Source organism: Nocardia sp. NPDC020380, assembly GCF_044386975.1.
GTDB lineage: Bacteria > Actinomycetota > Actinomycetes > Mycobacteriales > Mycobacteriaceae > Nocardia.
The window spans coordinates 95,087-121,879 of the sequence record NZ_JBIRVQ010000011.1 but is presented as its reverse complement, the minus strand read 5'-3'; the positions used below and the strand labels follow the sequence as shown (position 1 = coordinate 121,879).

Annotated in this window: 24 protein-coding genes and 1 pseudogene; 13 read left to right on the top strand and 12 right to left on the bottom strand. The window is 67.3% G+C overall.

Translation table 11 applies throughout. The features are described 5' to 3' along the window. Positions 1-62: 62 nt before the first annotated feature. The 5 genes from ACH438_RS29610 to ACH438_RS29590 are packed head-to-tail and all read left to right on the top strand — an operon-like array spanning position 63 to position 5,182. Complete coding sequence (locus ACH438_RS29610) at positions 63-1,073, top strand: alpha/beta hydrolase (RefSeq protein ID WP_397011052.1); 1,011 nt, start codon at positions 63-65, stop codon at positions 1,071-1,073. 2 nt (positions 1,074-1,075) lie between these two features. Continuing rightward, positions 1,076-1,975 (top strand): SDR family NAD(P)-dependent oxidoreductase, encoded by a 900-nt coding sequence (locus ACH438_RS29605; protein ID WP_397011050.1) that lies wholly within the window; start codon positions 1,076-1,078, stop codon positions 1,973-1,975. A 1-nt stretch (position 1,976) separates the two neighbouring features. Then, the gene (locus tag ACH438_RS29600; protein ID WP_397011048.1) at positions 1,977-2,897 is read left to right on the top strand and encodes a ferritin-like domain-containing protein; all 921 of its coding nucleotides are present in this window, start codon (positions 1,977-1,979) and stop codon (positions 2,895-2,897) included. Further along, positions 2,894-4,384, top strand: a complete 1,491-nt coding sequence (locus ACH438_RS29595; RefSeq protein ID WP_397011046.1) for a flavin-containing monooxygenase — start codon at positions 2,894-2,896, stop codon at positions 4,382-4,384. The genes ACH438_RS29600 and ACH438_RS29595 overlap by 4 nt, the downstream gene beginning before the upstream one ends. A 30-nt stretch (positions 4,385-4,414) precedes the next feature. Then, a complete protein-coding gene (locus ACH438_RS29590; RefSeq protein ID WP_397011044.1) occupies positions 4,415-5,182 on the top strand; it encodes a MerR family transcriptional regulator in 768 nt (255 codons plus the stop codon). Positions 5,183-5,201: 19 nt separating this feature from the next. Here the strand turns inward: ACH438_RS29590 and rplL are convergent, their stop codons facing one another. Together rplL and ACH438_RS29580 are read right to left on the bottom strand one after the other, a co-directional pair. Beyond that, on the bottom strand, positions 5,202-5,588 hold the full coding sequence (gene rplL, locus ACH438_RS29585) for a 50S ribosomal protein L7/L12 (RefSeq protein WP_397011042.1): 387 nt from the start codon (positions 5,586-5,588) through the stop codon (positions 5,202-5,204). Between the two features lie 44 nt (positions 5,589-5,632). Beyond that, a complete protein-coding gene (locus tag ACH438_RS29580) occupies positions 5,633-5,800 on the bottom strand; it encodes a hypothetical protein (RefSeq protein WP_397011040.1) in 168 nt (55 codons plus the stop codon). A gap of 205 nt (positions 5,801-6,005) precedes the next feature. Between ACH438_RS29580 and ACH438_RS29575 the strand changes: the two genes are divergently transcribed. Together ACH438_RS29575 and ACH438_RS29570 are read left to right on the top strand one after the other, a co-directional pair. Next, complete coding sequence (locus ACH438_RS29575) at positions 6,006-7,028, top strand: saccharopine dehydrogenase NADP-binding domain-containing protein (protein WP_397011038.1); 1,023 nt, start codon at positions 6,006-6,008, stop codon at positions 7,026-7,028. Between the two features lie 11 nt (positions 7,029-7,039). Continuing rightward, entirely contained in the window at positions 7,040-7,885 is an 846-nt protein-coding gene (locus ACH438_RS29570) for an NAD(P)H-binding protein (protein ID WP_397011036.1), read from the top strand. 5 nt (positions 7,886-7,890) lie between these two features. Here the strand turns inward: ACH438_RS29570 and ACH438_RS29565 are convergent, their stop codons facing one another. The 5 genes from ACH438_RS29565 to ACH438_RS29545 all read right to left on the bottom strand — a co-directional run bounded on the left by ACH438_RS29565 (position 7,891) and on the right by ACH438_RS29545 (position 12,955). Then, complete coding sequence (locus ACH438_RS29565; RefSeq protein WP_397011034.1) at positions 7,891-8,730, bottom strand: class II fructose-bisphosphate aldolase; 840 nt, start codon at positions 8,728-8,730, stop codon at positions 7,891-7,893. Positions 8,731-8,923: 193 nt separating this feature from the next. Beyond that, a complete protein-coding gene (locus ACH438_RS29560) occupies positions 8,924-9,937 on the bottom strand; it encodes a 1-phosphofructokinase family hexose kinase (RefSeq protein WP_397011032.1) in 1,014 nt (337 codons plus the stop codon). Next, a complete protein-coding gene (locus ACH438_RS29555; protein WP_397011030.1) occupies positions 9,925-11,076 on the bottom strand; it encodes an N-acetylglucosamine-6-phosphate deacetylase in 1,152 nt (383 codons plus the stop codon). The genes ACH438_RS29560 and ACH438_RS29555 overlap by 13 nt, the downstream gene beginning before the upstream one ends. A gap of 10 nt (positions 11,077-11,086) precedes the next feature. Next, positions 11,087-12,013: an ROK family protein gene (locus ACH438_RS29550; protein ID WP_397011028.1), complete on the bottom strand. Its 927-nt coding sequence runs from the start codon at positions 12,011-12,013 to the stop codon at positions 11,087-11,089. A gap of 33 nt (positions 12,014-12,046) precedes the next feature. Further along, entirely contained in the window at positions 12,047-12,955 is a 909-nt protein-coding gene (locus ACH438_RS29545; RefSeq protein ID WP_397011026.1) for an SIS domain-containing protein, read from the bottom strand. A gap of 153 nt (positions 12,956-13,108) precedes the next feature. Between ACH438_RS29545 and ACH438_RS29540 the strand changes: the two genes are divergently transcribed. The 4 genes from ACH438_RS29540 (at position 13,109) to ACH438_RS29525 (ending at position 16,903) form a co-directional block, all read left to right on the top strand. After that, a complete protein-coding gene (locus ACH438_RS29540; RefSeq protein ID WP_397011024.1) occupies positions 13,109-14,353 on the top strand; it encodes an extracellular solute-binding protein in 1,245 nt (414 codons plus the stop codon). Positions 14,354-14,427: 74 nt separating this feature from the next. Further along, entirely contained in the window at positions 14,428-15,291 is an 864-nt protein-coding gene (locus ACH438_RS29535; protein ID WP_397011022.1) for a carbohydrate ABC transporter permease, read from the top strand. Continuing rightward, on the top strand, positions 15,288-16,115 hold the full coding sequence (locus tag ACH438_RS29530; protein WP_397011020.1) for a carbohydrate ABC transporter permease: 828 nt from the start codon (positions 15,288-15,290) through the stop codon (positions 16,113-16,115). Before ACH438_RS29535 ends, ACH438_RS29530 begins: the two co-directional genes overlap by 4 nt. Further along, positions 16,112-16,903 carry a DeoR/GlpR family DNA-binding transcription regulator gene (locus ACH438_RS29525; protein WP_397011018.1) on the top strand — a complete coding sequence of 264 codons (792 nt, stop codon included), beginning with the start codon at positions 16,112-16,114 and terminating at the stop codon, positions 16,901-16,903. The genes ACH438_RS29530 and ACH438_RS29525 overlap by 4 nt, the downstream gene beginning before the upstream one ends. A 16-nt stretch (positions 16,904-16,919) precedes the next feature. Here ACH438_RS29525 and ACH438_RS29520 read toward each other — a convergent pair whose 3' ends face one another. Beyond that, positions 16,920-17,570, bottom strand: coding sequence for a peptide deformylase (locus ACH438_RS29520; RefSeq protein ID WP_397011016.1), 651 nt, complete (start codon positions 17,568-17,570; stop codon positions 16,920-16,922). A gap of 172 nt (positions 17,571-17,742) precedes the next feature. On the opposite strand from ACH438_RS29520, the gene ACH438_RS29515 reads away from it, so the two are divergent. Then, positions 17,743-18,702, top strand: coding sequence for an alpha/beta hydrolase (locus tag ACH438_RS29515; RefSeq protein WP_397011014.1), 960 nt, complete (start codon positions 17,743-17,745; stop codon positions 18,700-18,702). Positions 18,703-19,098: 396 nt separating this feature from the next. On the opposite strand, the pseudogene ACH438_RS29510 reads toward ACH438_RS29515, so the two are convergent. Next, positions 19,099-19,230: pseudogene (locus tag ACH438_RS29510) on the bottom strand (helix-turn-helix domain-containing protein); the annotation flags it as partial. Positions 19,231-19,319: 89 nt separating this feature from the next. Next, the gene (locus tag ACH438_RS29505) at positions 19,320-20,837 is read right to left on the bottom strand and encodes a cytochrome P450 (RefSeq protein WP_397011012.1); all 1,518 of its coding nucleotides are present in this window, start codon (positions 20,835-20,837) and stop codon (positions 19,320-19,322) included. Between the two features lie 232 nt (positions 20,838-21,069). Between ACH438_RS29505 and ACH438_RS29500 the strand changes: the two genes are divergently transcribed. Next, positions 21,070-24,564 carry a protein kinase gene (locus ACH438_RS29500; protein ID WP_397011509.1) on the top strand — a complete coding sequence of 1,165 codons (3,495 nt, stop codon included), beginning with the start codon at positions 21,070-21,072 and terminating at the stop codon, positions 24,562-24,564. Here ACH438_RS29500 and ACH438_RS29495 read toward each other — a convergent pair. Both ACH438_RS29495 and ACH438_RS29490 read right to left on the bottom strand, forming a co-directional pair. Next, positions 24,561-25,820: a glycosyltransferase 87 family protein gene (locus tag ACH438_RS29495; RefSeq protein WP_397011010.1), complete on the bottom strand. Its 1,260-nt coding sequence runs from the start codon at positions 25,818-25,820 to the stop codon at positions 24,561-24,563. The two genes, ACH438_RS29500 and ACH438_RS29495, sit on opposite strands and share 4 nt — an antisense overlap. 94 nt (positions 25,821-25,914) lie before the next feature. Next, positions 25,915-26,784 carry a LysR substrate-binding domain-containing protein gene (locus ACH438_RS29490; protein ID WP_397011008.1) on the bottom strand — a complete coding sequence of 290 codons (870 nt, stop codon included), beginning with the start codon at positions 26,782-26,784 and terminating at the stop codon, positions 25,915-25,917. Positions 26,785-26,793 lie beyond the last annotated feature (9 nt).

Here is a 26,793-nt window from a genome sequence, read left to right as displayed (position 1 = left end):
TTTCTAGCTGATAACAAATGTGCCATTGACAACTGGCACATTAAGCGGTGATGCTACGTGGCATGACGAGAAGCGGGTCAAAGGCGACCTTCTCGAGGCAGGTCGCCACGGCAGTCCCGAACAAGGCATCGGCGCGAACGCAGCTTGCGGCCACCGCGTCGGTGCTGGGATTGCGCCAGGTCAACGGTGTTTTACCCAATAATCGGATCGGAATAGCGGCCGGGCGGGGACTGATCGCCGGGATCATGGCGGCCTTCGGGCCGACCTTGCCCGGGACCTTCGTCAGCCGGGTGAACTCGGGCGGCGTGCACGGCGAGTGGGTGCGCGCCGCCGGGGTTCGACATGGCGACAAGGCCATCTATTACATCCACGGCAGTGGATATGTGGTGTGTTCGGCCCGCACGCATCGGGGTCTGGCTTCCCGGCTGTCGAAGGCGACCGGGCTGCCGGTGTTCGTCGTCGACTACCGGCTCGCGCCCGAACACCCCTTCCCGGCCGCGGCCGAGGATGCGGCAGCCGGGTATCGCTGGCTGCTGGCACACGGGTATCGAGCCGGGAATGTAGTGATCGGCGGCGATTCCGCGGGCTGTCATCTGACTCTCGATCTGCTGCTGCAGAACCGCGCGGCGGGTGAACCGCAGCCCGCGGGTGCGTTCATGTTCTCGCCCCTGCTGGATCCCACGCTGACACTGGCCGAGCGGCGGGATCGCATCCTGCCCGATCCCATGGCTCCCGCATGGGTCGGCCGCCGCATGATCGAGCACTACACGGCGAACGAGCCGGTCGATTCGCCCCGGCTGCGGTTACAGATTCCCGCCGGTGCGGTGCTGCCACCACTGTTCGTGCAGGCCAGTGCCGGCGAGATGCTCGCCGATGACGCGCAAACCCTGCGCGCCATGGCCGAGGCGGCCGGGACGCCGTGCGAACTCCAGTTGTGGCCCGGCCGGATTCACGTCTTCCAGGCCCTGCCGCTGCTCGTCCCGGAGGCGGCCGCCGCGCTGCGCCATGCCGCGGCCTTCGTGACTTCCACGCTGGCGCGGGCGAATTCCCCGATTCAGGAACAGGTGGGCTGACCATGTGGCCATTGGACGAGCTGACGCTGGCGCTGGGCGGACCGCGCCGATCGCGCGGCGCCAAAGCCGTTGTCACCGGCGCGGGTAGCGGGATCGGCCGGGCCTTCGCGCTGGAGCTGGCCGCGCGCGGCGGTGAGGTGCTGTGCGCCGATATCGACAAGGACCGTGCCGACGACACCGTGCGCACCATCGAGCAGCGGTACGGCCGCACCGCGCATGCCGTCTTCTGCGATGTCTCCCGGCGCGAGGATGTGGAGAGTCTCGCGCTGCACGCGGAGCTCGTCTTCCACGGCGCGCCCACGCTGGTGATCAATAACGCCGGTGTCGGCATCGGCGGAAAACCGGTGGGGGACATCGGGTTCACCGACTGGGAGTGGGCGCTCGGGATCAACCTGTGGGGCGTGGTGCACGGTTGCGAGATCTTCGCGCCGCAGCTGCGGGCGGCGGGGCGCGGCGGGATCATCAATGTCGCTTCCGCGGCCGGCTTCGCGGCGGCGCCCGGCATGGCGGCCTACAACGTGTCGAAGGCGGCGGTCGTCTCGCTGTCGGAGACCATGGCGGCGGAGTTGTCCGGTACGGGTGTCGCGGTGACCGCGCTGTGCCCGACCTTCGTGAAGACGAATGTGGTTGCCGACGGCCGGATCACGTCCGGTTCGTCGCGGCTGGCCGAGGAGCTCATGCGCTGGACCGGGTTCTCCCCGGAACGGGTCGCGGCCACCACCTTGGATGCCAACGATCGCGGCCGGCTGTATGTGGTGCCGCAGCTGGACGCACAGGTGGTGTGGCACCTCAAGCGGCACTTCCCCGCCCTTTACACCCATGCTCTCGGCGTCCTGAATCGCGTCCTGCCGCAGGAGGATTCGGCGAGCGCTGGCAAGACCATCGAGAAGACAGGAGTCTGACATGTCCTTCGACTTCGACAATATGCTGACCAAGATCAAGTCCAAGCAGTGGGCGCTGGCCGATATCGACTGGGACGCACCGGGAACCGAGCTCATCGATCCTGAACTGCATGCCAAGCTGAAGCCTTTCATGGCCGATCTCATGTGGATCGAGAATGTCGGGGCGCGCGGGTTCGCGGCCATGGCCAAGAAGGCGCCGACGCAGACGCTGGCGGAGATCTACCGCTACTTCCACGCCGAGGAGCAGCGGCACGCCAATGCCGAGCTGGCGCTCATGCGCCGGTGGGGAATGCTCGACGGGGACGAGATCCCGGAGCCGAACATCAATGTGAAGCTGGTGATCGACTTCCTGGACAAGTACGCGGACGGCATGTCGCTGTCCTTCCTGGGCACCGTCATCCCCATGCTCGAGGTGGCGCTGGACGGCGCGCTCATCAAGTTCATCACCGATGAGATCGAGGACCCGGTCGCGCAGGAGGTCTTCAAGAAGATCAACAATGACGAATCCCGGCATCTGGCCACCGATTACGCGGTCATGGAGCTGCTCGGCCACGCCGGTGTGCGCAAGCTCGCCACCGACCTGATCGGCGGCTGGGTCAAGCCGTCCCTGCTGATCGGCGTGCTCAGTTACGTTCCGCTGCTGAACAAGATGCGCGACAACATTGTCGAGATGGGCGTGAACGAGGAGAAGCTGTACGCGGCCATGCAGCGGTTCAAGCAGGTCGGTGAGCGCAATCCGATCGCCAACCGGGTGCCCATGTACCGGATCGTGAAGATGCACGGCGAGTGGGTCATCAATCGCGATCACCCGTACCACCTGTTCGCCGACGCCATGGTGAAGCTGACCGCCCGCATTCCCGACCGCCTGCTGCCCGGGCAGCCGACCTGGTCGCAGGAACTCACCTACGAGCCGGTCGCATGAGCGCCCCGGGCAAGCCACTGGATGTGGTGATCATCGGCGCGGGCTTCGCGGGCATCGGCACCGCGATCCGCCTGCGGCAGAAGGGGATCACCGATTTCGTGATCCTGGAGCGGGACGAGCGGGTGGGCGGCACCTGGCGGGACAACACCTATCCCGGCGCCGCCTGCGATATTCCGTCGCGGTTGTACTCGTACAGTTTCGCGCCCAATCCGGACTGGTCGCACACCTACTCCGGCAGCGCGGAGATCCTCAGGTACATCGACAGCATGGTGGACGGGTTCGGCATCCGGCCGCATATCCGATTCGGGCACACCGTGACCGGGCTGGAGTTCGACGAGGCCCTCGGGCTGTGGACCATCCGCCTCGCCGACGGACGCCCGGAACTGCAGGCGCGCAGTGTCGTTCTCGCCTCCGGGCCGCTGGCCAACCCCGGCTTCCCGAACATTCCCGGCCTCGACCGGTACGAAGGCCATCGGATCCACAGTGCGCGCTGGGATCACGACTACGACTTCACCGGCAAGAAGGTGGCCGTGATCGGCACCGGAGCCAGTGCGGTGCAGATCATTCCGGAACTGGTGCGCAAGGCCGGATCGGTGAAGGTCTTCCAGCGCACGCCCGGCTGGGTGCTGCCGCGGGTGAACCGCCGCACCAACGGGCTCACCAAGCAGGTGTACCGGCAGGTGCCGGGCGCGCAGTCGCTGGCGCGCGAGGCCTGGTTCTGGGGACACGAGTCGGTGGCGCTCGGCGTGGTCTGGAAATCGCCGCTGACACGCGTGGTGGAGCAGGTCGCCCTCGCTCATCTGCGCGGTCAGGTGCGGGATCCGTGGCTGCGCCGCCAGCTCACCCCGGACTTCCGGGCGGGTTGTAAACGGTTGCTGATCAGCAATGACTACTACCCGGCGCTGCAGGCGGAGAACTGCAAGCTGGTCACCTGGCCGATCGCGGAGCTCTCCCCGGAGGGCATCCGCACGGCCGAGGGCATCGAGCATCGCGCCGACTGCATCGTGTTCGCGACCGGGTTCGAGATCTCCAAGCAGGGCACGCCCATCCCGGTGGTCGGCCGCGACGGGCGAGTGCTGGCCGACGAATGGCGCGGCGGCGCATACGCGTTCAAGAGCGTCACGGTGGCCGGCTACCCGAATCTGTTCCTCACCTTCGGGCCGAATTCGGGGCCCGGGCACAATTCGGCGCTCGTCTACATGGAAGCGCAGATCGACTATCTGACCGACGCCATCGGCCTCATCCTGGACCGGGACCTGCGCATGCTGGAACCGCGCCGCGAGCGGCAGGATCGCTACAACGCGCGATTGCAGCGGCGGCTGGCCGCCACCACCTGGAATTCCGGCTGCCGCAGCTGGTATCTCACGGAGGATGGTTTCAACGCGACCATGTATCCGGGGTTCGGGACGCAATTCGCCCGCCAGCTGGCCGGGGTCGACCTGGCTGATTTCGAGCTGACCACCCGGGATACTGTCGTCATCAGGTAATCGGCAGCGGAAAGGGCGGGTGCGACTCAGGTGGCGGACTACCGCATCGACGACCTCGCCCGGGCCGCCGGCACCACCACCCGCAATGTGCGGGCCTATCAGGAACGCGGCCTGCTGCCCACGCCGACGCGGCGCAGCGGGCGCGCCCTGCTCTACGACGAATCCCATCTGGCCCGGCTGCGCATCATCGACGCGCTGCTGCAGCGCGGCTTCACCATCGCGCACATCGCCGACTTCATCACCAGCTGGGAGACGGGGAAGGATCTCACCGAGATCCTGGGCCTGCAGCAGGCGGTCACCGCCACCTGGGGCGAACCCGAAGCGCCCGTGGAGATTCCGGTCGAGCTGATCGATACCTTCCTCGGCGACGACGAGCGGCATCCGGTGGACGAGTACCAGCTGGAGCGGCTCGGGAAGCTCGGGCTGGTCCGGATCCACGGTGAGACGGCCGAGATCACGCGGCCGGATCTGCTGGCGACCTTCGCGGCGCTGAGCAACTACGGTTTCGCGCTGCCCGGGCTGATCGATCTGCACGAGGCCATGGTCGGGCGGCTCGAGGATATCGCGCGCTTGATGGTGACGGCGGGCAAGGACCACATTGTGGCCGAGCACGGTGCGGGCTGGCTGCCGGACACCGATGCCGAGATCGCGAACACCACGAAGATGCTCAATCACCTGCGGGAACTGGGGATTCGCGCGGTGCGGGACAGCCTCGACCAGGCGCTGGACCGCGTGCTCGAATCCGAGTTGAGCGCCTACCTGGAAACCGCCGCGCGCCGGCGGACCGAGACGGACTGAGCGGTTACTCCGAGGTGGTTCACTTCAAAGCGGCGGTCGCGCCCGCGGCCTCCAGTTTGATGCGGGCGGTTTCGGCCGCACCACGATCGACCTGTTCGAGTACGCGCGTCGGCGCGGACTCGACGAGGTCCTTGGCCTCCTTGAGGCCGAGGCCGGGAATGACCTCGCGCATGGCCTTGATCACCTGAATCTTCTTGTCTCCATAGGACTCCAAGATCAGATCGAATTCGCTCTGCTCCTCGGCCGCATCCGCCGCGGGCGCGGCGTCCTGGACGGTCTGCACCGCTACCGGGGCGGCGGCGGTCACCCCGAACTCCTGCTCGAAGGCTTTACAGAATTCCGAAAGCTCCAGCAGCGTCATACCTTTGAAAACATCGAGCAGTTCGTCGATGGACATCTTGGCCATGATCATCCCCTACCACCCGCCCGGAATCGGGCAATATATCCAGGTTACGCGGCTTCCTGCCGGGTTTCGGGGGCCTTGTTCAGATCCTCGAAATAGGCCTTGTGCATGGCGCAGCGGTGCACCGGACCGGGCTTGACGTAGGCCGGATCCAGCCGTTGCACGAAGGTGAGGTGGTCGCGTCGCCAGCAGTCGATGCAGATCGGCTCTTTCATGTCGTCCTCCTCGGGCTCCTCGGGCTCTCGTGATGGCTTGTGCCGGAGGAGTTCCCGTTTACGGTACGGCTCAGCGGCTCCGTATCCATCTACTCACCACGTAGCCGCCGGATCGTTATGGATACAACGGGTTTGTCGGTGGTCGCTCCTACCCTGAGGGGCGGGCGTGCATTGTCGCCCGACCCCGATTCGGGAGTTGATATTCATGACCGTATTCGCCATTTACGGGGCCACCGGTCACACCGGCCGGCTGGTTGCCGACGAACTGATTTCCCGCGGAAAGGAAGTCGTGCTGTCCGGGCGGGATCCGGACGCGCTCGCCGAACTCGCCGGGCGATTACCGGACGGCCGGGGCCGGGCCATGCCCGCCGCCCTCGACGATCCGGTGGGGCTGCGCGCGGTCGCCGCGGCCGCTGACGTGCTCATTCACTGCGCTGGGCCTTTTGCCACCACATGCGAACCGGTGGCGGTCGCCGCGGTGGAAGGGGGTAGCCACTACGTCGATCATTCCGTCGAAGTGCATACCGTCAAGCGGCTGTTCGACACCTTCCAGGAGTCGGCGCAGCGCGCCGGGATCACCATGTTGCCGTCCGTCAGCTTCTACGGTGGGGTGGGTGATCTGCTCGCGGGGGCCGTCGGCCGTGGGGTGTCCGACATCGAGCGGATCACTCTCGCCTACTCCGTGAGCAATTGGATGATGACGCACGGGGCGGTCGAGTCCGCGCGACTACTGTTCGCGGATACCGACCGCATCGGGTGGTCCGAGGGCAAGCTGCAGCTCGGATTCGTGGAACCGCGCAATGCGATCTTCGCGTTCCCGCCGCCGGTGGGGCCGCGCAGCATGATCGCGCCGGTGCCGTTCCCGGAGGCGGTGACCGTGCCCCGGCATACTCGGACGCAGGCGGTGGAGGCGCAGTTGACGGCTCGCACCTTCGAGGAGGAGCAGGCATTCAGCAGTGAAGGGGCAGACGCGGAGGCGCGGGCGGACTCCGAATTCACCGTCGCCGCACAGGTCCTCGGCAAGGAAGGGGCGGCGGCCGGGTCGGTGCGGGGACGGGATCTCTGGCGGGTCGCCGCTCTGGCTTCGGTGGAGGCCGCCGTGCGGCTCGCCGAGGGCGGGGCCAAGACCGGGGTGGCCAGCGTCGCCGAGGCCTTCGACGCCGCCGAGTTCCTGGCGGCCCTCGCCGATCAGCGGGCATTCACCCTCGAACTGCCGAAACAGCAGTGAGGAGAACGACTATGGAACCGATACTCGTCACCGGTGCGGCGGGCGGCAGTCAGGGCGGGACCGGCCGCCGGGTGACGGAGAACCTGCTCCGCGCCGGGCTTCCGGTACGCGCCTTCGTGCACAGCGATGATGCGCGGGCCGCCGAACTGAAGGATCTGGGCGCGGAGGTCGTGCTGGGTGATCTGCGCGAGATCACCCAGGTGCAGCCTGCCGTCCAGGGGGTGCGCCGGGCCTACTTCACGTATCCGGTGACCGCCGGAATGCTGGACGCGGCAGCGGTTTTCGCCGCTGCCGGTCACGAGGCGGGGCTGGAGCGGGTGGTGGCGGTCTCGCAACTCGGGTCGGACCCGAACGCGGGGACGCCGCACATGCGGCGGCACTGGGTGGCCGAACAGGCGCTCGATCGGGCCGGCATCGGTGCGGTGCATCTGCGGGCCGCGGTGTTCTTCGAGAACCTGCGGGTGGCCATCGGCGACAGCGGGGAACTCGCCTTGCCGCTCGGCTCGCCGGATACCGTCCTGCCGCTGATCGCCGGCTCCGATGTCGCCGATGTGGGGTCCGGTGTGTTGCGGACCGAAGGCGCGGTCGATCCGGTGCTGTGGCTGGCGGGCGAGATCATGACGGTCGGGGAGGCGGCGGACCTGTTCGGCGTGCCCTATGTCGATGTCGACCCCGACGAATGGGCGCGCCGCGCGATGACGATCTACCGCGATGAAGTCACGGTCGATCATCTGGTCCACCTGTGGACCATGTTCGCCGCCATAGGATCCGGCCACGAGCTGTTCCGGGTTACCGAATCCATCGAGCAGTTCACGGGCCGCCCGCCGGTCACCCTGCGCGAGTATCTCGCGGCCTGAACGGACTACGGCGTGTGCGGGCTGGTGAGCAAACGCAGGAAATGCTCCACTTCGGCCCGCACCGCCGTTCGCCCGGGACCGAGGTAGCGCCGCGGATCCGACAGCTCCGGATCCGCGGCGAGCGCCACCCGGACCGCCTCCGCCAGCACGATATTCAGCCGCGTCGCGATATTGATCTTCGCCATGCCCTGCCGCACGGCCGCCTGCAATCCGGCGTCCGGCACCCCCGACGAGCCGTGCAACACCAGCGGCACCGGCACTTTCGCCGCCAGCCGCCCGATCAACTCCTCATCCAGCCGCGCAGCCCGGCTGTGCATGGCATGCGATGACCCGACCGCCACCGCCAGCGCATCGACGCCGGTAGCGGCAACAAAGGCCACCGCCTCATCCGGATCGGTCCGCGCCCCCGCCGCATGCGCCCCGTCCTTCCCGCCCACCTCCCCGAGCTCCGCCTCGACATGCACACCCCGCTCATGACACCACCGCGCGATCCGCGCGGTCGCTTCGACATTCGCGGCGTAATCGAGCGCCGACCCGTCATACATCACCGACCGAATCCCGACCTCGACCGCCTCCCTGACCAATTCATGCGAAGTGGCATGGTCGAGATGCACCGCCAACGCCGCAGGACTCTCCTTCGCCACCTCCAGACAAGCCCGACCGATAGCCTTCAACCCCCCGTGATACCGCACGGTATTCTCCGAAATCTGCAACACCGCAGGCCGATCCGCCGCCTGCGCCGCATCAGCAATAGCCTCCGCATGCTCCAGCGCAATCACATTGAAAGCCGCCAGCCCCCCGGGCCGAGCAATGGACAACAGTTCGGAGAGAGGAAGAACAGTCACGCGGGCGACTCCTGAGCTGTGGTGCGAGAGCGATTGACGAGAACCTGCGGCGCGAGCGGCAGACGGGGTTCGAGAGCGGCCGCATCGGCGGTGGAAACCGCCACTGCCGCAGGCAGGTCAGGCTCGGGCAAGTCCGCGTGGACAGTGATCATCGCGGGCACGTGAACCAGGAAGCCGGGGAGCGGACGGCAGGTCATGAGGGCAACTCCTGGGCCGCACGGCGGGCGCGGGTGACGATGATCTGTGACGACAGGCCCTCGCGAAGGGCGAGGTCGATCTGGCCGGCTACCGGAACTGCCACGGCAGCAGCAGATGTCGCTACCGCGTCTGTGAGGATGGTCGGCCAGTCGGGTTGGGGAGAGGTGGCGAGAGCGGCGATTACGGCGGCGGCTGCGGCGTCGCCCGCGCCGGTCGGGTTGCCGGACATGGGCTCCGGAAGAGCTGCGGACCAGGAGCCGGATTGTGTGCAGGCGATCATTCCCGCGGGGCCGCGAGTGGCGATCACGGCGCGTACGCCTGCGTCCAGGAGGGGCTGGGCCGTGGTGATCACGGTCTCGGTTGTGGCAGCGGGATGGGAGCACGCGGTCTCGGCGGACTCGGTGACCGGAGAGGATGAGCTGCGAGATGCGGTGAGGCGGGCGAGTTCGTCCTCATTGGGCACCAGGACGACACCCGGGATCGCGGCAGCGGCGACGAGGGCCGGGCCGTCCACATCGCAGATGGTGGGTATGCCTGCCGCGAGGGCGGTTCCCGCCAGTTCGGCGGGGAAGGCCGGATCCACGCCGCTGGGGAGCGAGCCCGAGATGACCATGCCGCGCAGGGTGGGGAGGAGGGTGGTGATACGTAGTCGGAGGCGGTCCATGGCGGCTTCGGGATGGTTCGGGCGGGCGCCGGGTTCCCAGAGGCCGGTGGTGGTGCCGTCGGCGGATTCGGTGATGACCACGGTGCGGCGGACTCGGGGGAGGACGGGGATGAAGTCGGCGGGGAGGTCCTGGGCGGCGGCGGAGGCGAAGGCTTCGTCGGAGAAACCTGTTGCCAGGGCCTCTATTCCGAGTTGGCCCAGGACACGGGATACGTTGATGCCCTTGCCGCCTATGCGTTGCTCGACCTCGGTCACTCGCTGTACCCGGCCGCGGGCGAAAGTGTCCAGGCGGTAGGTCATGTCGTAGGCGGGGTTCAGGGTTACGGTGAGGATCACGGGAGCCACCGGCCTCTGCGTAGTACGCGGCGTAGGTTCAGGTCGTCGTCGAGCACCAGGGCGTCGGCGTACATGCCGGGGCGTAGGTCTCCGACGTCGGGGAGGCGGAGGGCCGCGGCGGGGATGGTGGTGGCTGCCGCTATCGCATCCGGTAGGGGGACAGCGCATTCGCGGACTGCCCAGCGGAGGCAGTGGAGCAGGGTGGCGGTGCCGCCGGCTATGGAGCCGCTGTGGACTCGGGCCACGCCGTTGGTGACTACTACTTCGCGGGGGCCGAGGCGGTAGCGGCCGTCCGGCATTCCCGCGGCCTGCATGGCATCGGTGACCAGGGCTACGCGGCCGGGGGCGGTCGCGAAAACCAGAGCGGCGAAACCGGGGTCGACGTGGACGCCGTCTCCGATGAGTTCGAGGAATGCGTGTTGCTGTGCGGCGGCGAGCAGTGCGGCGGCGACCGGGCCGGGGGAGCGGTGGTGCAGTGGCGGCATGCCGTTGGCGAGATGGGTGACGAGGGTGGCGTGGCCCGCGGGTGCGAGGGCGGCGCGGAAGTCGGTGAAGCCCGCATCGGTGTGGCCGGCCGCTACGATCACGCCGTGTTCGGTGAGTAGTGTTGCGGCGCTGTCGAATCCGGGTCGCTCCGGGGCCAGGGTCATGACGCGTAGGTAGCCGTCGGCCGCGTTCAGGAGTTGCTCGATGAGAGCGGGATCGGGGTCGCGGAGGTAGGCGGGATCGTGTGCGCCGCAACGTCCTTCGGAGAGGAATGGTCCCTCGGCGTGGATTCCGGCGATCGTTCCCCGGGCGGCGAGTTCGCGCAGTGTCGCGGTCTGTCGCAGCATTTCCGCGGGAGCGGTCGTCACGATGCTGGCTATGACGCTGGTCGAGCCCTGGCTGTGGTGGAATTCCGCGGCTGCCAGCGCTTCCGCCGCATCGGTGGTGTCGAACCGGTGCCCGAGTCCGCCGTGATTGTGGATATCGACCAGTCCCGGCAGCACCGTGCCCGCGAATTCCGGCGGTGAGTGTTCTGGCGGTGCGGTCCATTCCGCGAAGTCCCGCACCGCGACGATGCGCTCACCCCGCACCGTTACGACCGCGTCGGCCCGCACTCCGGACGCCGTGATGACCCGTCCGCGCAGCGTCAACTCCTCGTTCATGGCTGCGCCTTCATTCGAGATGGCCTTCGCGGGCCAGTAAGGCGGCGCCGACGAGGCCCGCGCGAACGCCGAAGGCTCCCAGGGCTACCCGGGGGACCGGGGCGACGCGGAGCAGCGCGGTCAAGCGGGCGTGCAGGGCGTCGGTGAGGATCGAGCCGGCTCGGGCCAGTCCGCCGCCGAGGATGATCAATTCGGGGCAGGTGGCGTGAATGGTGCCGAGCAGACCGGTGGCCAGGGCGTCGATGGCGTCGTCGATGACGGCGCGGGCTTCCGGATCCGTGTATGCGGCCGCGAAAACCGCTTCTGCGCCGCTGATTTCGCGACCGGTGCGGGTGGCGTAGGCGCGGGCGATGGAGGGTCCGGAGGCGACCGTTTCCACGCAGCCGGTATTGCCGCACGGGCAGGGGAGTCCGTCGCTGTGCCGGATCGGGATATGCCCGTATTCGCCCGCTTGGCCCGCCGCACCCCGCACCAGCCGACCGGCCACCGAGGTGATGCCGCTGATCCCGGTGCCCAGGATCAGCGCGCAGACATCGTCGAAGCCGCGGCCCGCGCCGTGCCGCCACTCCGCCCAGCCCGCGACGGTGACATCGTGGTCCAGCAGCGCGGGCATGCCCCATTGATCGCTGAATCTGCTGCCTATCGGCACATTTCGCCAGCCGAGATTGCCCGCGAAGACGGCGACCGCATGCTCGCGGTCCACAATGCCCGGCAGGATGATCGCCGCCCGCGTCACCCGCGCGCGCTGCGCGGGCGGGAGTTCGGCCAGCAGTCCGTCACCGAGCTTGGCGATGGCGTCGAACGCGGCCGCACCGTAAGGGGTGTCGACGGTACTCGTGTGCAGAACCGTCCCGCCGGCATCGGTGATCTCCCCTTTGGTGGTGCTGCCGCCCACGTCGACGGCGAGCACCAGATCCGTTGGTGCGACAGCGTTCACGGCAGACTCCTCACTTCACCGGCGCCGAACGGTTCAGTCCAGTACCACCGAACGGCTCAGGCTACGCGGATGATCCGGATCCAGGCCCAGATCGGCGGCGCGCAGCATGCACAACCGGTGTACCCGAACCAGCTCGGCCATCGGGTCGATATCGCGATGCTCGAAATGCGCTCCGGTGGCTCCGATATCGGCGGCCAGGCCCGGGATCGGGCCGAAGGCCCAGACCACGCGGCCGGGGGCGGCGATGGCGATGGGGCCGTGCCGGTATTCGGTGCCCAGGTAGGAGTCGGTCCAGGACTGGCAGGATTCGCGCAGCTTGAGGGCGGCCTCGTCGGCGAGGGCGGCGGCGAAACCCATGCCCACGAAGCTGATCTGCTCCGCGTATCGGACGGCCGCGAGGGCGGTTTCCGGGTCTTCGGCGAGGACGGCGCGGGCCTGGTCGATCACCGGTGTGAGGTTCTCGCCGAGGTGATGACGCAGCAGCGCCAGTGTCGTGGTGGCGAAACGGGTTTGCACCACGGATTGTTCGTCGACCTCGTCGATGAGGATCGGGTCGGCCAGTTCCAGTGCGGGGGTGCCGGGACTGGAGCAGATGACCGTGCGCGGCATGCCCGCGGGCAGGCTGGAGAGCGCGTCGATCACCTCGGTGGTGGTGCCGGAGCGGCAGATGGCCAGGTAGCGGTCGTAGCCGCGGCTGGTGTGCGGGTAGCTGGCGGGCCAGGCGTCGGTGAGGCCCTGGCCGCGGGATTCGCGCAGGGTGGCGTAGGCGCGGGACATGAACAGTGAGGTGCCGCAGCCGATTATGGCGACGCGTTCGCCGGGATGCGGGAGCACCGAAGAATATTCGGCGGCGATGGTGGCGGCGTGTACCCAGTCGTCGGGCTGTGTGGCGACCTCGGTGGCCAAATGTGTTGCGGGTGGGTGGGGTTCGACGGGCGACATGTACCCAGCATCAGTCGAGTGATCGTTCATGTCAATTTTACAGCTCAAACGATCACATTCGCGCACGATACGAGTTAGATTCAACCGACCGAATCGTTCGTTACATCATCCGGCGATTCGGGTCGCCGGGTGTGCTTTTGAAAGGTCTTCGACGTGAAACGTCCACTCCGCGGCGCGCTTTCGTCAGTCGCGCTGCTGACCGGCCTGGTTATGACGATCTCGTCCTGCGGATTCGGCGGGAACAGCTCGGACGACTCGGACCCCAACACCCTCTCGTTCCTAGCGCCCATCTACAGCGACGGCACCAAATCGGAGTGGACCGGCATCATCTCCGACTTCGAGAAGGCGAACCCCGGCCTGAAGGTGAATCTGCAGCTGGAGTCCTGGGATTCGATCAACGACGTGGTCCGCACCAAGCTGCAATCCAAGTCGACCACGCCCGACATCCTGAACATCGACGCCTACTCCACTTTCGCCACCGACGGGCAGCTGTACCAGGCTTCCGACATCGTCGATCCGGCCGTGCTCTCCGACATCCAGCCGGGTTTCGCCAAGAACGCGTCGATCAACGGAACCCAGTGGGCGCTCCCGCTTTTCGCCTCCACCCGGACGTTGTTCTACAACACCGACCTGTTCGCCAAGGCCGGGATCGGCGCGCCGCCCAAGACCTGGACCGAACTCGCCGATGACGCCAAGAAGATCCAGGCGCTGGGCGGCGGCGTCTCCGGGTACGGGCTGCCGCTCGGCAAGGAGGAGACGCAGGCCGAAACGTCTCTGTGGACGTTCGGCGCGGGTGGCGGCTGGTCCGATGGCGACAAGATCACCGTGGACACCCCGCAAAACCTCGAGGGCGCGCGCGCTATGAAGGCGATGATCGATGCCGGTGTGACCGAACCGAACCCGGGCGCCACCGACCGCACCCCGCTGCTCAATGTCTTCATCCAGGGCAAGATCGGCATGATCGAGGGCCTGCCGCCGACCATCAGCCAGATCGCGCAGAAGAACCCGAACCTGAAGTACGCCACCGCGCCCACGCCGACCCAGACCGGCGCGCCCGTCACGCTCGGCGTGGCCGACCATCTGATGGCGTTCAAGAAGGATGGCAAGAAGACCGATGCCATAAAGAAGTTCCTGAACTACTTCTACTCCGCGCCGGTCTACTCCAAGTTCGTGTCGGCCGAGCACTTCATCGCGGTCACCACCAGTGGTGCGCAGGCCCTCAGCGACGACCCGGTCACCAAGGTCTTCGCGGCCACGCTGCCGGTGGCCAAGTTCTATCCGAGCAGCAACCCGAAATGGGGTGCGGTGCAGGGCAGTATCCAGCAGTTGATGGGTACCGTCGCGCAGGGCGCCGACCCGGCCTCGGTATTGCAGAAGATTCAGCAGGCGGCGAGTTGAGGGGCGCCGCTACCCGGTCCAGGGCGGCGGCCGCGCCTTCCGGACGGGCGGTCCTGACCCGCCCCAAGGAGTCGGTGCGCGCGCTGCCCTGGATCGGACCGGTGCTGATTCTCATCGCGGCGGTGGTGGCGTTCCCGGCGGGCTACATGCTGTGGACGTCGACCCGCGATCTCACCGCCTACGGGCAGGATCGCGGGCCCGCCGGACTGGGCAACTTCCGCAAGCTGTTCGCCATCGACGAACTGCCGTCGATCCTGTGGCACACCGTGATCTGGGTGATCGCGGTGGTGGCCATCACGCTGGTGCTGTCGGCGGGGCTCGCGCAATTCCTGAACAAGGACTTCCCGGGCCGGACCGCGGTGCGGCTGGCCATCCTGGTGCCGTGGGCGGCGTCGGTGGTGATGACCACGACCATCTTCGAGTACATGCTGGATCCGGATGTCGGCATCGCCAACCGGTTCCTGGTGGATATCGGGGTGCTGCATCGCGGATTCGGGTTCACCAAGGAGGCCGGGCCGGCCTTCCTGGTGGCGATCGGGGTGGCGGTGTTCGTGTCCATTCCGTTCACCACCTACACGATTCGGGCGGGGCTGCAATCGATTCCGGCCGAGATCGACGAGGCGGGGCGGGTGGACGGCGCGAGTTCGTGGCAGCGCTACCTGCATCTGACGCTGCCGCAGCTGCGGCCGGCCATGGCGGTGGCGACCATCATCAACATCATCAACTCGTTCAATTCGCTGCCGATCCTGCAGATTCTGACCGGCAGCATCGCCGGATTCGGGGCGGACACCACAACGACCTTGACCTTCAAACTGATTCGGCAGAACCAGCAGGTGGCGACCGCGGCCGCGATGAGCGTGCTGAACTTCGTGCTGATCGCGGTGATCATCGCCGTCTATGTGAAGCTCATCCGCCCGGCGGGGGAGGAGACCCGATGACCGGGCGCAGACGCTGGGAGCTGACGGCCGTCGGCGTGGTGCTGGCGGCGATCTTCCTGATCCCCTATCTGGTGATGCTGCTCGGGTCGTTCAAATCGCGGTCGGAGATCCTGCGTATCCCGCCGACCTATCTGCCGGAGCATTGGCAGCCGAGCAACTACGTGACCGTGTGGAACACGCCGGAGACGCCGCTGCCGTTCAATCTGGTCAGCACGCTGGTGATCTCGGGGTGCGCGACATTGCTGGTGCTGATCGTGGCGGTGCCCGCCGCGTATTACACGGCGCGGCGGCGGTTTCCGGGGCGGGGCGCGTTTCTCGGGCTGGTGCTGATCACTCAGATGCTGCAGCCGGTCGTGCTGGTCACCGGGTTGATCCGGGAGTTCTTCACGCTCGGCATCAATGACACCTGGCTGGCCATGATCCTGGTCAATGCCGCGTTCAATCTGTCGTTCGCGGTGTGGATTCTGCACAGTTTCTTCGCCGGGGTGCCGCTGGAGATCGAGGAGGCGGCGCAGTTGGACGGGCTCAGCCGGGTGCAGACGCTGACCCGGGTGAGCCTGCCGCTGGTGTGGCCGGGCGTGGTCACCGCGATCGTGTTCGCGTTCGTGTCGGCGTGGAACGAATATGCCGCCAGCCTGGTCATTCTCACCACGCCGCAGAATCAACCGCTGTCGGTGGCGCTGACCAAGTTCATCGGTCAATACGACACGGCTTGGCAATATGTCTTCACCATCTCTACCGTCGGCATCGTGCCCGTTGTCATCCTCTTCGCCCTCATCGAGAAGCGCCTCGTCGCCGGCCTTACCGCGGGCAGCGTGAAATGACGGCTCCCGCGGATCGGTCCCTGCGCTGGAACCGCCTGCTGGAATTGCTGGCCGAGTCCGGCCGGCTCACGGTGGAGGAGGCGTCCGACCGGCTCGGCGTCTCCCTCGCCACCATCCGCCGCGACTTCACCGCCCTGGCGGACCAGCAGTTGGCGACCCGCACCCACGGCGGCATAGTCGCCACCACCGTCGCCTACGACCTCCCCGCCCGCTACCGTGGCACCGGCGGCGAAGCCAAACAACGCGTAGCCGAACACGCTGCCGGCCTGATAGATCCGTCCGAAGTGGTAGGCCTGAACGGCGGCACCACCACCACAGCCGTAGCCCGCGCCCTGGCCGGCCGCCCCGACCTCCCCACCTCTGCCGACCACGAGTTGGTGATAGTCACCAACGCGCTCAACATCGCCGGCGAAATGGTGCTGCGTCCCCACTTGCGCACGATCTGCCTGGGCGGCATGGCCCGCCGGGAATCCTACGAACTCCACGGCCCCCTGGCCGAGCGCTCGTTGGCCGAATTACGCCTGGACACAGTGATCCTCGGCGTAGGCGCCATCTCCGCCGAAGGCGGCGCCCAATGCCGCCACCTCGACGAGGCGGGCGTCAACGCCGAAATGGTCCGCCGCGCCCAGCGCGTAATAGCCGTGGCCACCGCCGAAAAACTGGACCGCACCGCCTTGGCCCGCATCTGCCCCATCGAAGACGTCGACATCCTGGTGATGGACACCGCCGCTGATCCCACTGCCATCGCGGCCATCGAGGAAGCAGGCGTCCAGGTCCACTTGGTGTGAATCCCCGGTAACACGGTCAAGGCAAAGTGAATCCGAGTGCCTGCGATGCCTCCGCGGGTGTCGGCTGACTCCACCACTTCTGCAGGTTCGCATTCGTGGTGATGGACCTGGTCACGGCCTTGTCGATATAGATGGCGCCCGAAAGATGGTCCGTCTCATGCTGAAAGATGCGCGCAGGCCACCCACTCAGCCGCTCGGTATGCCTGACACCATCCAGATCCTCATAGGTGGCAATGACGGATTCAGGCCGCCGCACCACCGCTTGATACCCAGGCATACTCAAGCACCCCTCATAAAACCCGACCTCATCCCCGTCAGCCTCGTACGCCGGATTCACAATGGCGAACTCCGCCAACGGCCGCCGCGCCCGAGCAACCGCCACCTCCTCTGTCACCGGCGCAGGATCCCCGAGCACCGCCACCCGCAGCGGAATCCCGACCTGAGGCGCAGCCACCCCAACCCCCGGCGCCGCCCGCATCGTCGCAAACAAAATCTCCACCACCTCCCCCACCAATCCCGCGTCAACCTGCCCATCCACCGTCTCCGCCACCCCCCGCAACACGACATCCCCCACCTCCACCAAAGGCGCCGCCCCACCCCGATACTTCTCCACAAACTCGCCTACCAGCGCAGCAATCTCCATCCCCCCATTGTCAGCCAAGATCATCGCCAAAGCCCCTTCCGGCAAAGCAAGATGGCCGCGGTATGAAGCACATATCCACCTAGCGACAACCGATCATTGTGGCTCGCAAGCGGATCGGTTGTTTGATCGCGTCCCGCATCGCCTGATCTGATCCTGCTGACCGACATTCGGCTATTCGGATCAGGTGGTGGGAAGTATGGAGAGAGGGCCGGCGAACCTCGCGGAGTTGCGGGAGACACGGGAGAGGCATGCTGCGCGGGTGTTGCCACCGGGCGGCAGAGGTGTCGAGCGGGTGGTGGAGGCCGCGGGGCGGTCGGTTCCGGTGCGGGTCACCGTTCCCCGGACGGATGAGATTCGTGGCGCTTATCTCGATATCCATGGGGGTGGGTTCTATCTCGGATCGGCGCGGGCGGGGGATGCTCGCAATGCCGAGCTGGCGGATGCGCTCGGGGTCGTCGTGGTGAGTGTCGAGTATCGGCTGGCGCCTGAAAACCCCTGGCCCGCAGCGCCTGATGACTGTGAGACGGCTGCGCTGTGGCTCGTCGAGCGGGCGGAGGAGTTGTTCGGGACGACCGTTCTGGCGGTCGGCGGATTCTCGGCGGGATCCAATCTGGCGGCGGCCACGATGCTGCGGATGCGGGATCGGGGGCTGGCGGATCGGTTCGCGGGGGTGGTGCTGCAGTTCGGGGCCTATGACCTCAGTGGGCTGTCGGCGGGCGGAAAGCTTTATGCCGATGAGTTTTTCATCGAGGCGTACGTGGGGGAGGTGGCCGATCGGACCGATCCGGATATCTCGCCGCTCTACGGTGACTTCGGTGGTCTGCCGCCGGTGCTGCTGGTGGTCGGAAGGCTGGATGTCCTGCTCGAAGACAATCGGGCGCTGGCTGCCCGGCTCGCTGCGGCGGGGTGCGAGGTGAGTATTCGGGTGTATCCCGACTCTGGGCACGGGTTCACCAATGCGCCGACGGCTATGGCCGGTGCTGCGTTGCGGGGGATCGAATCTTGGTTAGGGGAGGGGGTTTTCGGGGGTGGGGCGTTGGGCGGCGGCGGTGAAGAGGGTGCTGAGGGCCGTGGCTACGGGGGCGGTGCGGTCGAAGGTGTAGCCGAGTTCTCGGGCATGGCCGTCGAAAAGGTACCAGGCGGAGGAAGTCAGTAGGCGGGCGATGGTTTCTCGGTCGGGGCGGGTGGCGTGGGGGGCGCCCAGGTATTGGGTGACGATGCCTTCGACCAGGCCGACGAGGCCGTAGACCAGTTGGTGGAAGGGTTGTACGTCGATACCGAGTACCGCTGTCCAGGACGAAAACCGTTGCCACAGTGTGTCGGCCACCTGGTGGCGGAAGGTCGCCATGGTGTCGGCGGTGGTGTGGCCGGGCAGGGGGCCGGTCTGGCCGAAGTGGTAGAGGTTGGGGTGGTCGTCGGCCCAGCGGACCACGGTGCGCATCACGTCGAGAATGATGTCCTCGGCGGTGCGGGACGGATCCAGGACCAGGATGTCCTCGAATTCGCCCAGGTAGCGCTGGAAGATGAAGGCCCGCACCTCGGCCTCGAGATCCTCGCGGTTCTCGAATTGGCGGTAGATGACCGAGCGGGCCAGCCCGGCCCGCTCGGCGATCTGCTGAATGGAGACCTCGGCGCCGAGCGCGTTCTCCTCGATCAACTCCGTCGCGGATTCGAGAATCAGCATGCGCCGCGCGGAATTGTGCTCACTCCAGCGCTGACCGCCCGAACGCCGGTGATGACGGCGCAGGTCGACGGGCGGTTTCACGGCTACGACTATACGGCCGTGCCGGTGTGCTTCAGCTCCGGCAGGAACCGCGGACGCATGGGCAGCGGCCCGTCGGGACCGCCGGTGAACGAGATCTGCCGGCGTACCCGCTGGTCGGAGACGGCATCGAACTCCAGCTGCTGCGCGAAGGTGGCGACCACCAGCGTGGCCTCCATGCTCGCGAACCCGGAGGCCACACACATGCGCTTACCCGCCCCGAAGGGAATGGCGGCACGCTTCTGCGCCCGCTCGATCCGATCCGGCATGAAACGCCCCGGATCGAACTCCTCCGGCCGCTCCCACACCCCCTGATGATGGTGCAGCCCGTGCAGGATGATCGCCACGGTCGCACCCGGCTCGATCGGGTAACCGCCGAGCACATCGTGATCCTTTGCGGTGCGCGCCAATCCGATGACCGGGGGCAGCAACCGCATGGTCTCCTGGATGACGGCCTGCGTCCACGGCAGCCGCTCGACATCGGCCGCGGTGGCCGGCCGGGAACCCAGCACCGAACGCACCTCGTCCTGCAACCGGTCACGCGCTTCGGGATGCTCCGACAGCAACTGCCAGACCCAGGTCAAAGCCGTTGCGGTGGTTTCCATTCCGGCGCCGATGAAGGTCATCAGCTCGTCGTGGATCTCCTGATCGCTGTACCGGTAACCGGTTTCCGGATCCTCCGCGTCCATCAGCAGCGCGAGCAGATTGTCCTTACGCGTGATGCGCCCGCTGCGATGATCGGCGATCAGCCCGTCCACCACCTGCTCGGCATGCCGCAGATCCCGCATGGTGCGCGGCTCGATCACCCAGCCCGCCGTGCGCATGATCCGCATGGGCAGCCGCGAATTCGCGGCATCCCCGCGCCCGAACCGCCGATGCACCCACACCGAAAGATGATGGATGGGATGGCTCGCATTGGTCATGAACCCGCGCCCGAAGAACCGCAGCAGCCGCGCCAGCACCACCTCGGACATGGGCCCGGTGATATCGGTACCGAACATGGTGCGGGAGGTGACATCCAGTGTGAGCCGGTTCATTTCGGCGCCCACATCCACAGGCGCACCGGTCGCGCCGAGCTCCCGGATCCGGTCGACCGCGTCCTGCGCCGCCCCCACCATGACCGGCGCGAAGCCATCCACATTGCGTTTGGCGAAGATCGGCTGCACCAGCCGCCGATTGCGCTGCCAGTTCTCCTCGTTCAGGTCGGTGACGAGGCCGCGCCCGAAAGCCACTGCGAGCATGTCGTATTCGGGACTCTTGGTGTAGTTGTTCTGGTTGGTCACCAGCACGTGCCGGACCAGCTCCGGGCTGCGCACGATGACGAAGCGGGCGAACGGCACCCGGGCCACGATGACATCGTCCGCGCCGGGCAGCGCCGCCGCGTAGTCGAGGAGGGTGTGGTCGCGCACCCGGGGCAGAATCCCCAGCGCCAGCTTCCAGGACTGCCACCAGCCGACATCGGTGCCGTGCCAGCGGATGAAAGTCGGAGCCCACCGGGAGGGGTGCAGGGTGGGATCGGCATCGGTCATATCAGGCTCCCTCGCCCATGTATGAGACGTGATGTCCCAACTAACGGTAGTGAGACACCGTGCCCCAGTCAATGACCTTGTAGCCGCCCGCGCAAAGACTTTTGGCAGCCACTGCGAAGCATCCGTCGCACGGCATGCGAACACCATGTGACGGCCCCCGCCGACCGGCCGCGCAATGGCCGTAACGGGCTTATGCTCGGGATGATTGGCTGGTTTTCGTATCGGGGTCGCCGTGGTGCAAATCGATCCGTTCTCCACGCAACGCGACCCCACCTCGGGGTTCGCGGCGGAGCTGGAAGCCGCCGGATTCAGCGGCGCGGCCGAGGTCGGGCGCGGCGGGTTCGGCGTCGTCTACCGCTGCATTCAGGCCACCCTGCAACGCACGGTCGCCATCAAGGTGCTCACCGCCGACCTGGAGTCGGAGAACCTGGAACGCTTCGTGCGCGAACAACTCGCCATGGGCAAACTCTCCGGCCACCCGAACATCGTCAGCGTCTTCGAGGTCGGCTCCACCGCGACCGGACGTCCCTACATCGTCATGCCGTATCACGCGCACGGATCACTGGACGCGCGCATCCAGCAACATGGTCCGATCGGCTGGCAGGACGCCCTGCACATCGGCGTCCGCATCGCGGGCGCATTGGAGACCGCGCACCGGCGCGGCCTGCTGCACCGCGATGTGAAACCAGGCAATATCCTGCTCACCGAATACGGCGAGCCACAGCTGGCCGACTTCGGAATCGCCCGGCTCGCAGGCGGTTTCGAGACCACCGTGGGCACGGTCGCCGGCTCGCCCGCCTACACCGCGCCGGAAGTCCTGCAGGGGCAGGCGCCCGATGTCACCGCCGATGTGTACAGCCTGGCCTCCACCCTGTTCTGTGCCGGCACCGGGCACGCGGTATTCGAACGCCGCAGTGGCGAACAACTGGTGGCGCAGTTCGTCCGCATCACCAGACACCCGCTGCCCGACCTCACCGAGTCGGGGCTGCCGGCCGACCTGACCGACGCCATCCAATGCGCGATGTCCCGCGAACGCGGGGAAAGACCCTCCAGCGCAGCGGAATTCGGCGAGGCGCTGCGCGAGATCCAGGCGCGGCACGGTCTCGTCCCCGATGAGCTCCCGCTGCCGATCCCGCCCGCCGAACCGGCCCAGCCCGGCTCCACCTCGACACCCACCGGCACCGGCTGGCCGCTCAGCGCGCGCGTATCGATCACTCGAACCAGACCGCCCGTCCCCGCGACCCGGCTGCGCCCACCGGAACTGACCCGCGCGCTGGTGGACCGCCCGCGCCTGCTCGACGCCCTGCGCGCGGGTCGCGACCACGGCGCCGGCGCGCTGCGGCGGCTCGCGGTCATCCACGGCCCCACCGGATTCGGCAAGACCACCCTCGCCGCCCAATGGTGCGCCGCCGCCACCGCCGCGGGGGCCTCGGTGGCCTGGCTGACCGTCGACAAGGACGACGACAATGTCGTCTGGTTCCTGTCGCACCTGATCGATGCCGTCCGCGCGGTACGCCCCACGCTCGCAGCCGAACTCGGCGAACTGCTCGAGGAGCACGGCGACGAGGCGGCCCGCTTCGTACTGACCTCGCTCATCAACGACATCGACCGGCGCGGCGAACCGCTGACCGTGGTGATCGACGACTGGCATCGCGTCACCGATCCGGCCACCCTCGCCGCCCTGCGCTTTCTGCTCGAAGGCTGCAGTCCCGCACTGCATCTCATGGTCGCCAGCCGCACTCAGACCGGGCTGCCCATGAGCGCCATGCGCGCCCGCGACGAGCTGGTGGAGATCGATACCGCCGCATTGCGTTTCGACCGCGACGAGGCCTCCGCCCTGCTGATCGGACTGCACGGACTGGACCTGGACCGCGAGGACGTCGACGACCTCACCGAATCCACCGGCGGCTGGGCCGCGGCCCTGCAATTGGCCGCACTCTCCCTGCGCGGCAGCGACGATCCCGGCAAACTCATCGGACAGCTGACCGGACGGCACCACGCCATCGGCGCGTTCCTGGCCGAGAACGTGCTCGAAACCCTCGAACCCGGTGTCCTCGATTTCATGGTCGCCACCTCGATCACCGAACGCATCTGCGGCGACCTGGCCGCCGCTCTTACCGGCGCGGCCGACGGGCAGGCCCTGCTCGAACGGATCGAGCAGGAGGACCTGTTCCTGCGCCGGCTCGACGGCGGCGAATGGTTCCAATATCACCAGCTGTTCCAGGAATTTCTGCGGCAACGGCTGGAACGCGAACCGCCCGAACGGATCGAAGCACTGCATCGCGCGGCCTCGTCCTGGTTCGCCGAGCACCGGCACGTCAGCGAGGCCGTGGACCACGCCCTGCTCGCCGGTGACGAGGAGAGCGCCGTCGAGATCGTCGAACGCGACGGCATGTCACTGCTCGAATACGGGCAGATGGCCAGCCTCATCGGACTGGTGAACAAACTGCCCCCGGCCGTCATCGACACGCATCCGCGGCTGCAACTGGATCTGGCCTGGGCCAATATCCTGCTGCATCGCGCCGGACCCGCGGAACGCGCACTGCGCCTGGCGGAATCGAATCTCGCCCGCGGCGACCTGGACCCGGACACGGTCACGCGCCTGCGCGCGGAGGCGGGCGTGGTGCAGGCCGTGGTGACCGTGCGCGCGGACGTCGTGATCGGCGTGGAGGCCATGCTCGCACCGTGCTTCGCCCGCGCGGACGAACTGTCGCCCTACGTCGTGGCCATCGGCGCGAACGTGGCCAGCCTCGCCGCCGGCTACCGCTGCGACTTCGACGAGGCGGTGCGCATCCAGGAGTGGTCCGCGCCCTACATGCGGCGGAACAAGGGCGTCTACAACAACATTCACGGCCTGTGCTTCCTGGGGATCGCGGCCAGCCTGCAACTCGATCTCGCGGGGGCCGAGCAATACTTCCGGCGCGCTTTGAAGATCGCCAAACAGTCCGGCGGCACTCACTCCTACGGCGCGCGCCTGGCCGGCTCTCTGCTGGGCGAACTCCTTTACGAGCGAGGCGAAATCGATCAGGCGGAACGACTGCTCGACGAGGGCTACAAACTCGGCCCCGACGCCGGTGTCGTCGATTTCAAACTCGCCCGCTACGTGGTGGGCGCCCGCATCAAGGCCCTGCGCGGCGATCGCGCGGCGGCCATTCGCCGGCTCAACGAGGGTGCGCGCGTGGCGGAATCGATGTCCCTGCCCAGGCTGCGGGCGGAGGTCGAGAACGAGCGCCTGCGCCTGGGCCTCCCGCCGAATCCCGAATTCGGCCCGCTGCCGGTGGTCGATCACGCGCATCGGCGGACGCCCATCGACTGCATCGACGAATTCGTGGTGCTCTACGAGGAATTCACCGCCATCCGCCTGCTACTGGCCGAATCCACCCCCGCGAGTATCGAATTCGCCTGCACCTGGGCGCAGGAGTGGGTCGACCGGCTGGAATCCGTGCATCGGCCACGGGAACTGCTGAAGGCGCGCCGCCTGCTCGTCGCCTGCCTGGCCGCCGCGGACCGCATCGACGAGGCCAAGACCCTGCTGGCGACGGTGACCGCGCAGTGCGCCGAATACGGTTCGGTGCGCTACATCCTCGACGGCGGACCGCATGTGGTGGCCACCCTCGCCGCCCTGCGCGAGGACCGCCTGGCCGGCCGCTGGAGGGTGGACTGGCCGGAGGTCCCCGAGGCCTTCCTGGACGCGCTGGTGGCCGCCGACGCGGCGCAGAAGATCTAGGTCGCGGCGGACTTCGAGACCGGTCGCGTGCGAAGAATTCTCGTGATCAGGCAACCGAGAATCACGGCGTAGACGATGACGTAGCAGTTCAAGAGGATCGGCGAGATCGGCCACGACGGCGGGAACAGGAACCAGCCGGTCACCACCCACCGGTCGTTCCAGTGATAAGCCCACGCACCCACGGCCACATACAGACCCGCGGCCGCCCACCACCAGCGTGCCTGCGACTGAGCGCGATTCACGAGGTCGATCAGCAACGGCACGAACCACACCCAATGGTGATTCCAGGCGAAAGGCGAGACCGCGCACGAGGTCAGGCCCGCGACCGTCACCCCCAGCAGCACATCACCCCGCCGATTCAGCTCGGCCGCCACCCACAGGCCCGCGATCGCCACCGGCACCGCGATGAGCAGCCACAACCACACCGGCGCCTGCCGATCGGTGATATGCGCGATGACCCCGCGAATGGATTGATTGGCGGGCATGGTGTCCGGCGCGATCCGATCGGACTCGAAGAACGTATGCGTCCAGTACTGCCGCGAATCCGACCGCAGGACGGCCGCCGCCACCACGATCGTCGCCCCGAAGGTGATCGAGGCGACCACCGCCGCCCGCCATTGCCGCAACACCACGAACTGCGCCACGAAGAACAACGGCACCAGCTTGATGCCCGCCGCCAGCCCGACCCCGATGCCCCGCAACCTGCTGCCGGGCGCGCGCGAGAAACCCCACAGCACCAGGCCCATGAGCACCAGGTTGATCTGCCCGTAGTACAGCGTCGACCGCACCGGTTCGAGGAAGGCGCAGGTCAGTGTGAGCAGGGCGCTGATCAGCGCGAGCCGCCCGGTGAGCCGATACCCGAGCACCCGCCAGCACAACAGCACGCAGACGTACAGCACGCAGAGGTTCAGTACCAGAAAGGTATTCGTGACCGCGGCCCACGGCACCGCCAGAATCGGCAGGAAGATCAGCGTGGAGAACGGGGTGTACGTGTAATAGAGCCCGCGATGCGTTTGCTCGGTGTAGAGCGGATGGTGGTGCACGATCTTCCAGGCGCCGTCGCGATAGACGTGGACGTCGAAGCCGCCCACCAGCATGCCTGCCTGGTCCAGCCAGGGATCGACGGTGGTGAAGATCAGTACCAGCGACAGCACCGCGGTACCGGATAGCAGGAGAAGCGTTGCGCGACTGCGGGGTAACTCCGGCAGGCGCGAGGAGCGTACGACTGTGTCGGGAGCGGTGGATACGGCTGTCACCAGAAGATCACCTCGGATTTAACTCGCTAGGTCGTGCTGGATCTTGCTGAAACGCTGGATATTGCTGAAACGCTGAAAAATAACCCCGCTGGAGTTATACACCGTCCGTTCCCGAGCCCCGCCGGAGCCGTCGCGCTCCCGAGGCAATGGCGGCGGCCAGCGCCTGTTCCGCTTCGGACAAAGTGCTGCGGCGATGCATGAGAACGAAATCCAGCTCACCCAGTTCGGGCAGGCGTGGATCGTCGATGGTAACCAGACCGTCCGGCAGCACCGACTCCGCATGCGCGATCACCCCGAGCCCGGCCAGCACCGCCGCGCGCAGGCCGAGCAGACTGTCGCTCACACAGGCCACCCGCCAGGTCCGGCCCGCATGCTTGAGCGCCCGCAGGGCCATCTGCCGGGTGATACTGGGGGCCGGATAGGTGACGAACGGCACCGGATCCTCGAAATCCTTTGTGCCGGAACGCCCCGCCCACACCAGCCGGTCCCGCCACAGCAGATCGCCGTGCCGCTCGCCGGGCAGGCGTTTACCGAAGACCAGGTCGAGTTCGCCTGCGGCCATGCGGGTTTTGAGATTCTCGCTGAGACCGACGGTGAGTTCCAGATCCACGCCCGGATGGGTGCGCCGGAATTCGAGCAGGATGTCCGGCAGTTCCCGGGCCATCACATCATCGGAGGCGCCCAGCCGGATCAGGCCGGTGAGGGTCGACCCGGAGAAGTACGCGTCGGCCTGCGCCTGCGCGTCGAGGATGCGGCGGGCGAAGCCGATCATGGCCGCACCGTCCGCGGTGAGCGCCAGATTGCGGGTATCGCGGCGGAACAGCTCCCGCCCGGCCGCCTGCTCGAGCCGCGCGATATGGCCGCTGACCGTGGATTGCCGCAGGCCGAGGAGCCGGCCCGCGGCCGTGAAGCCGCCCGCCCGCTCGACGGCGAGGAAGGTTTTTAGCAGCTCGGGTTCGAACATCCTCCAATT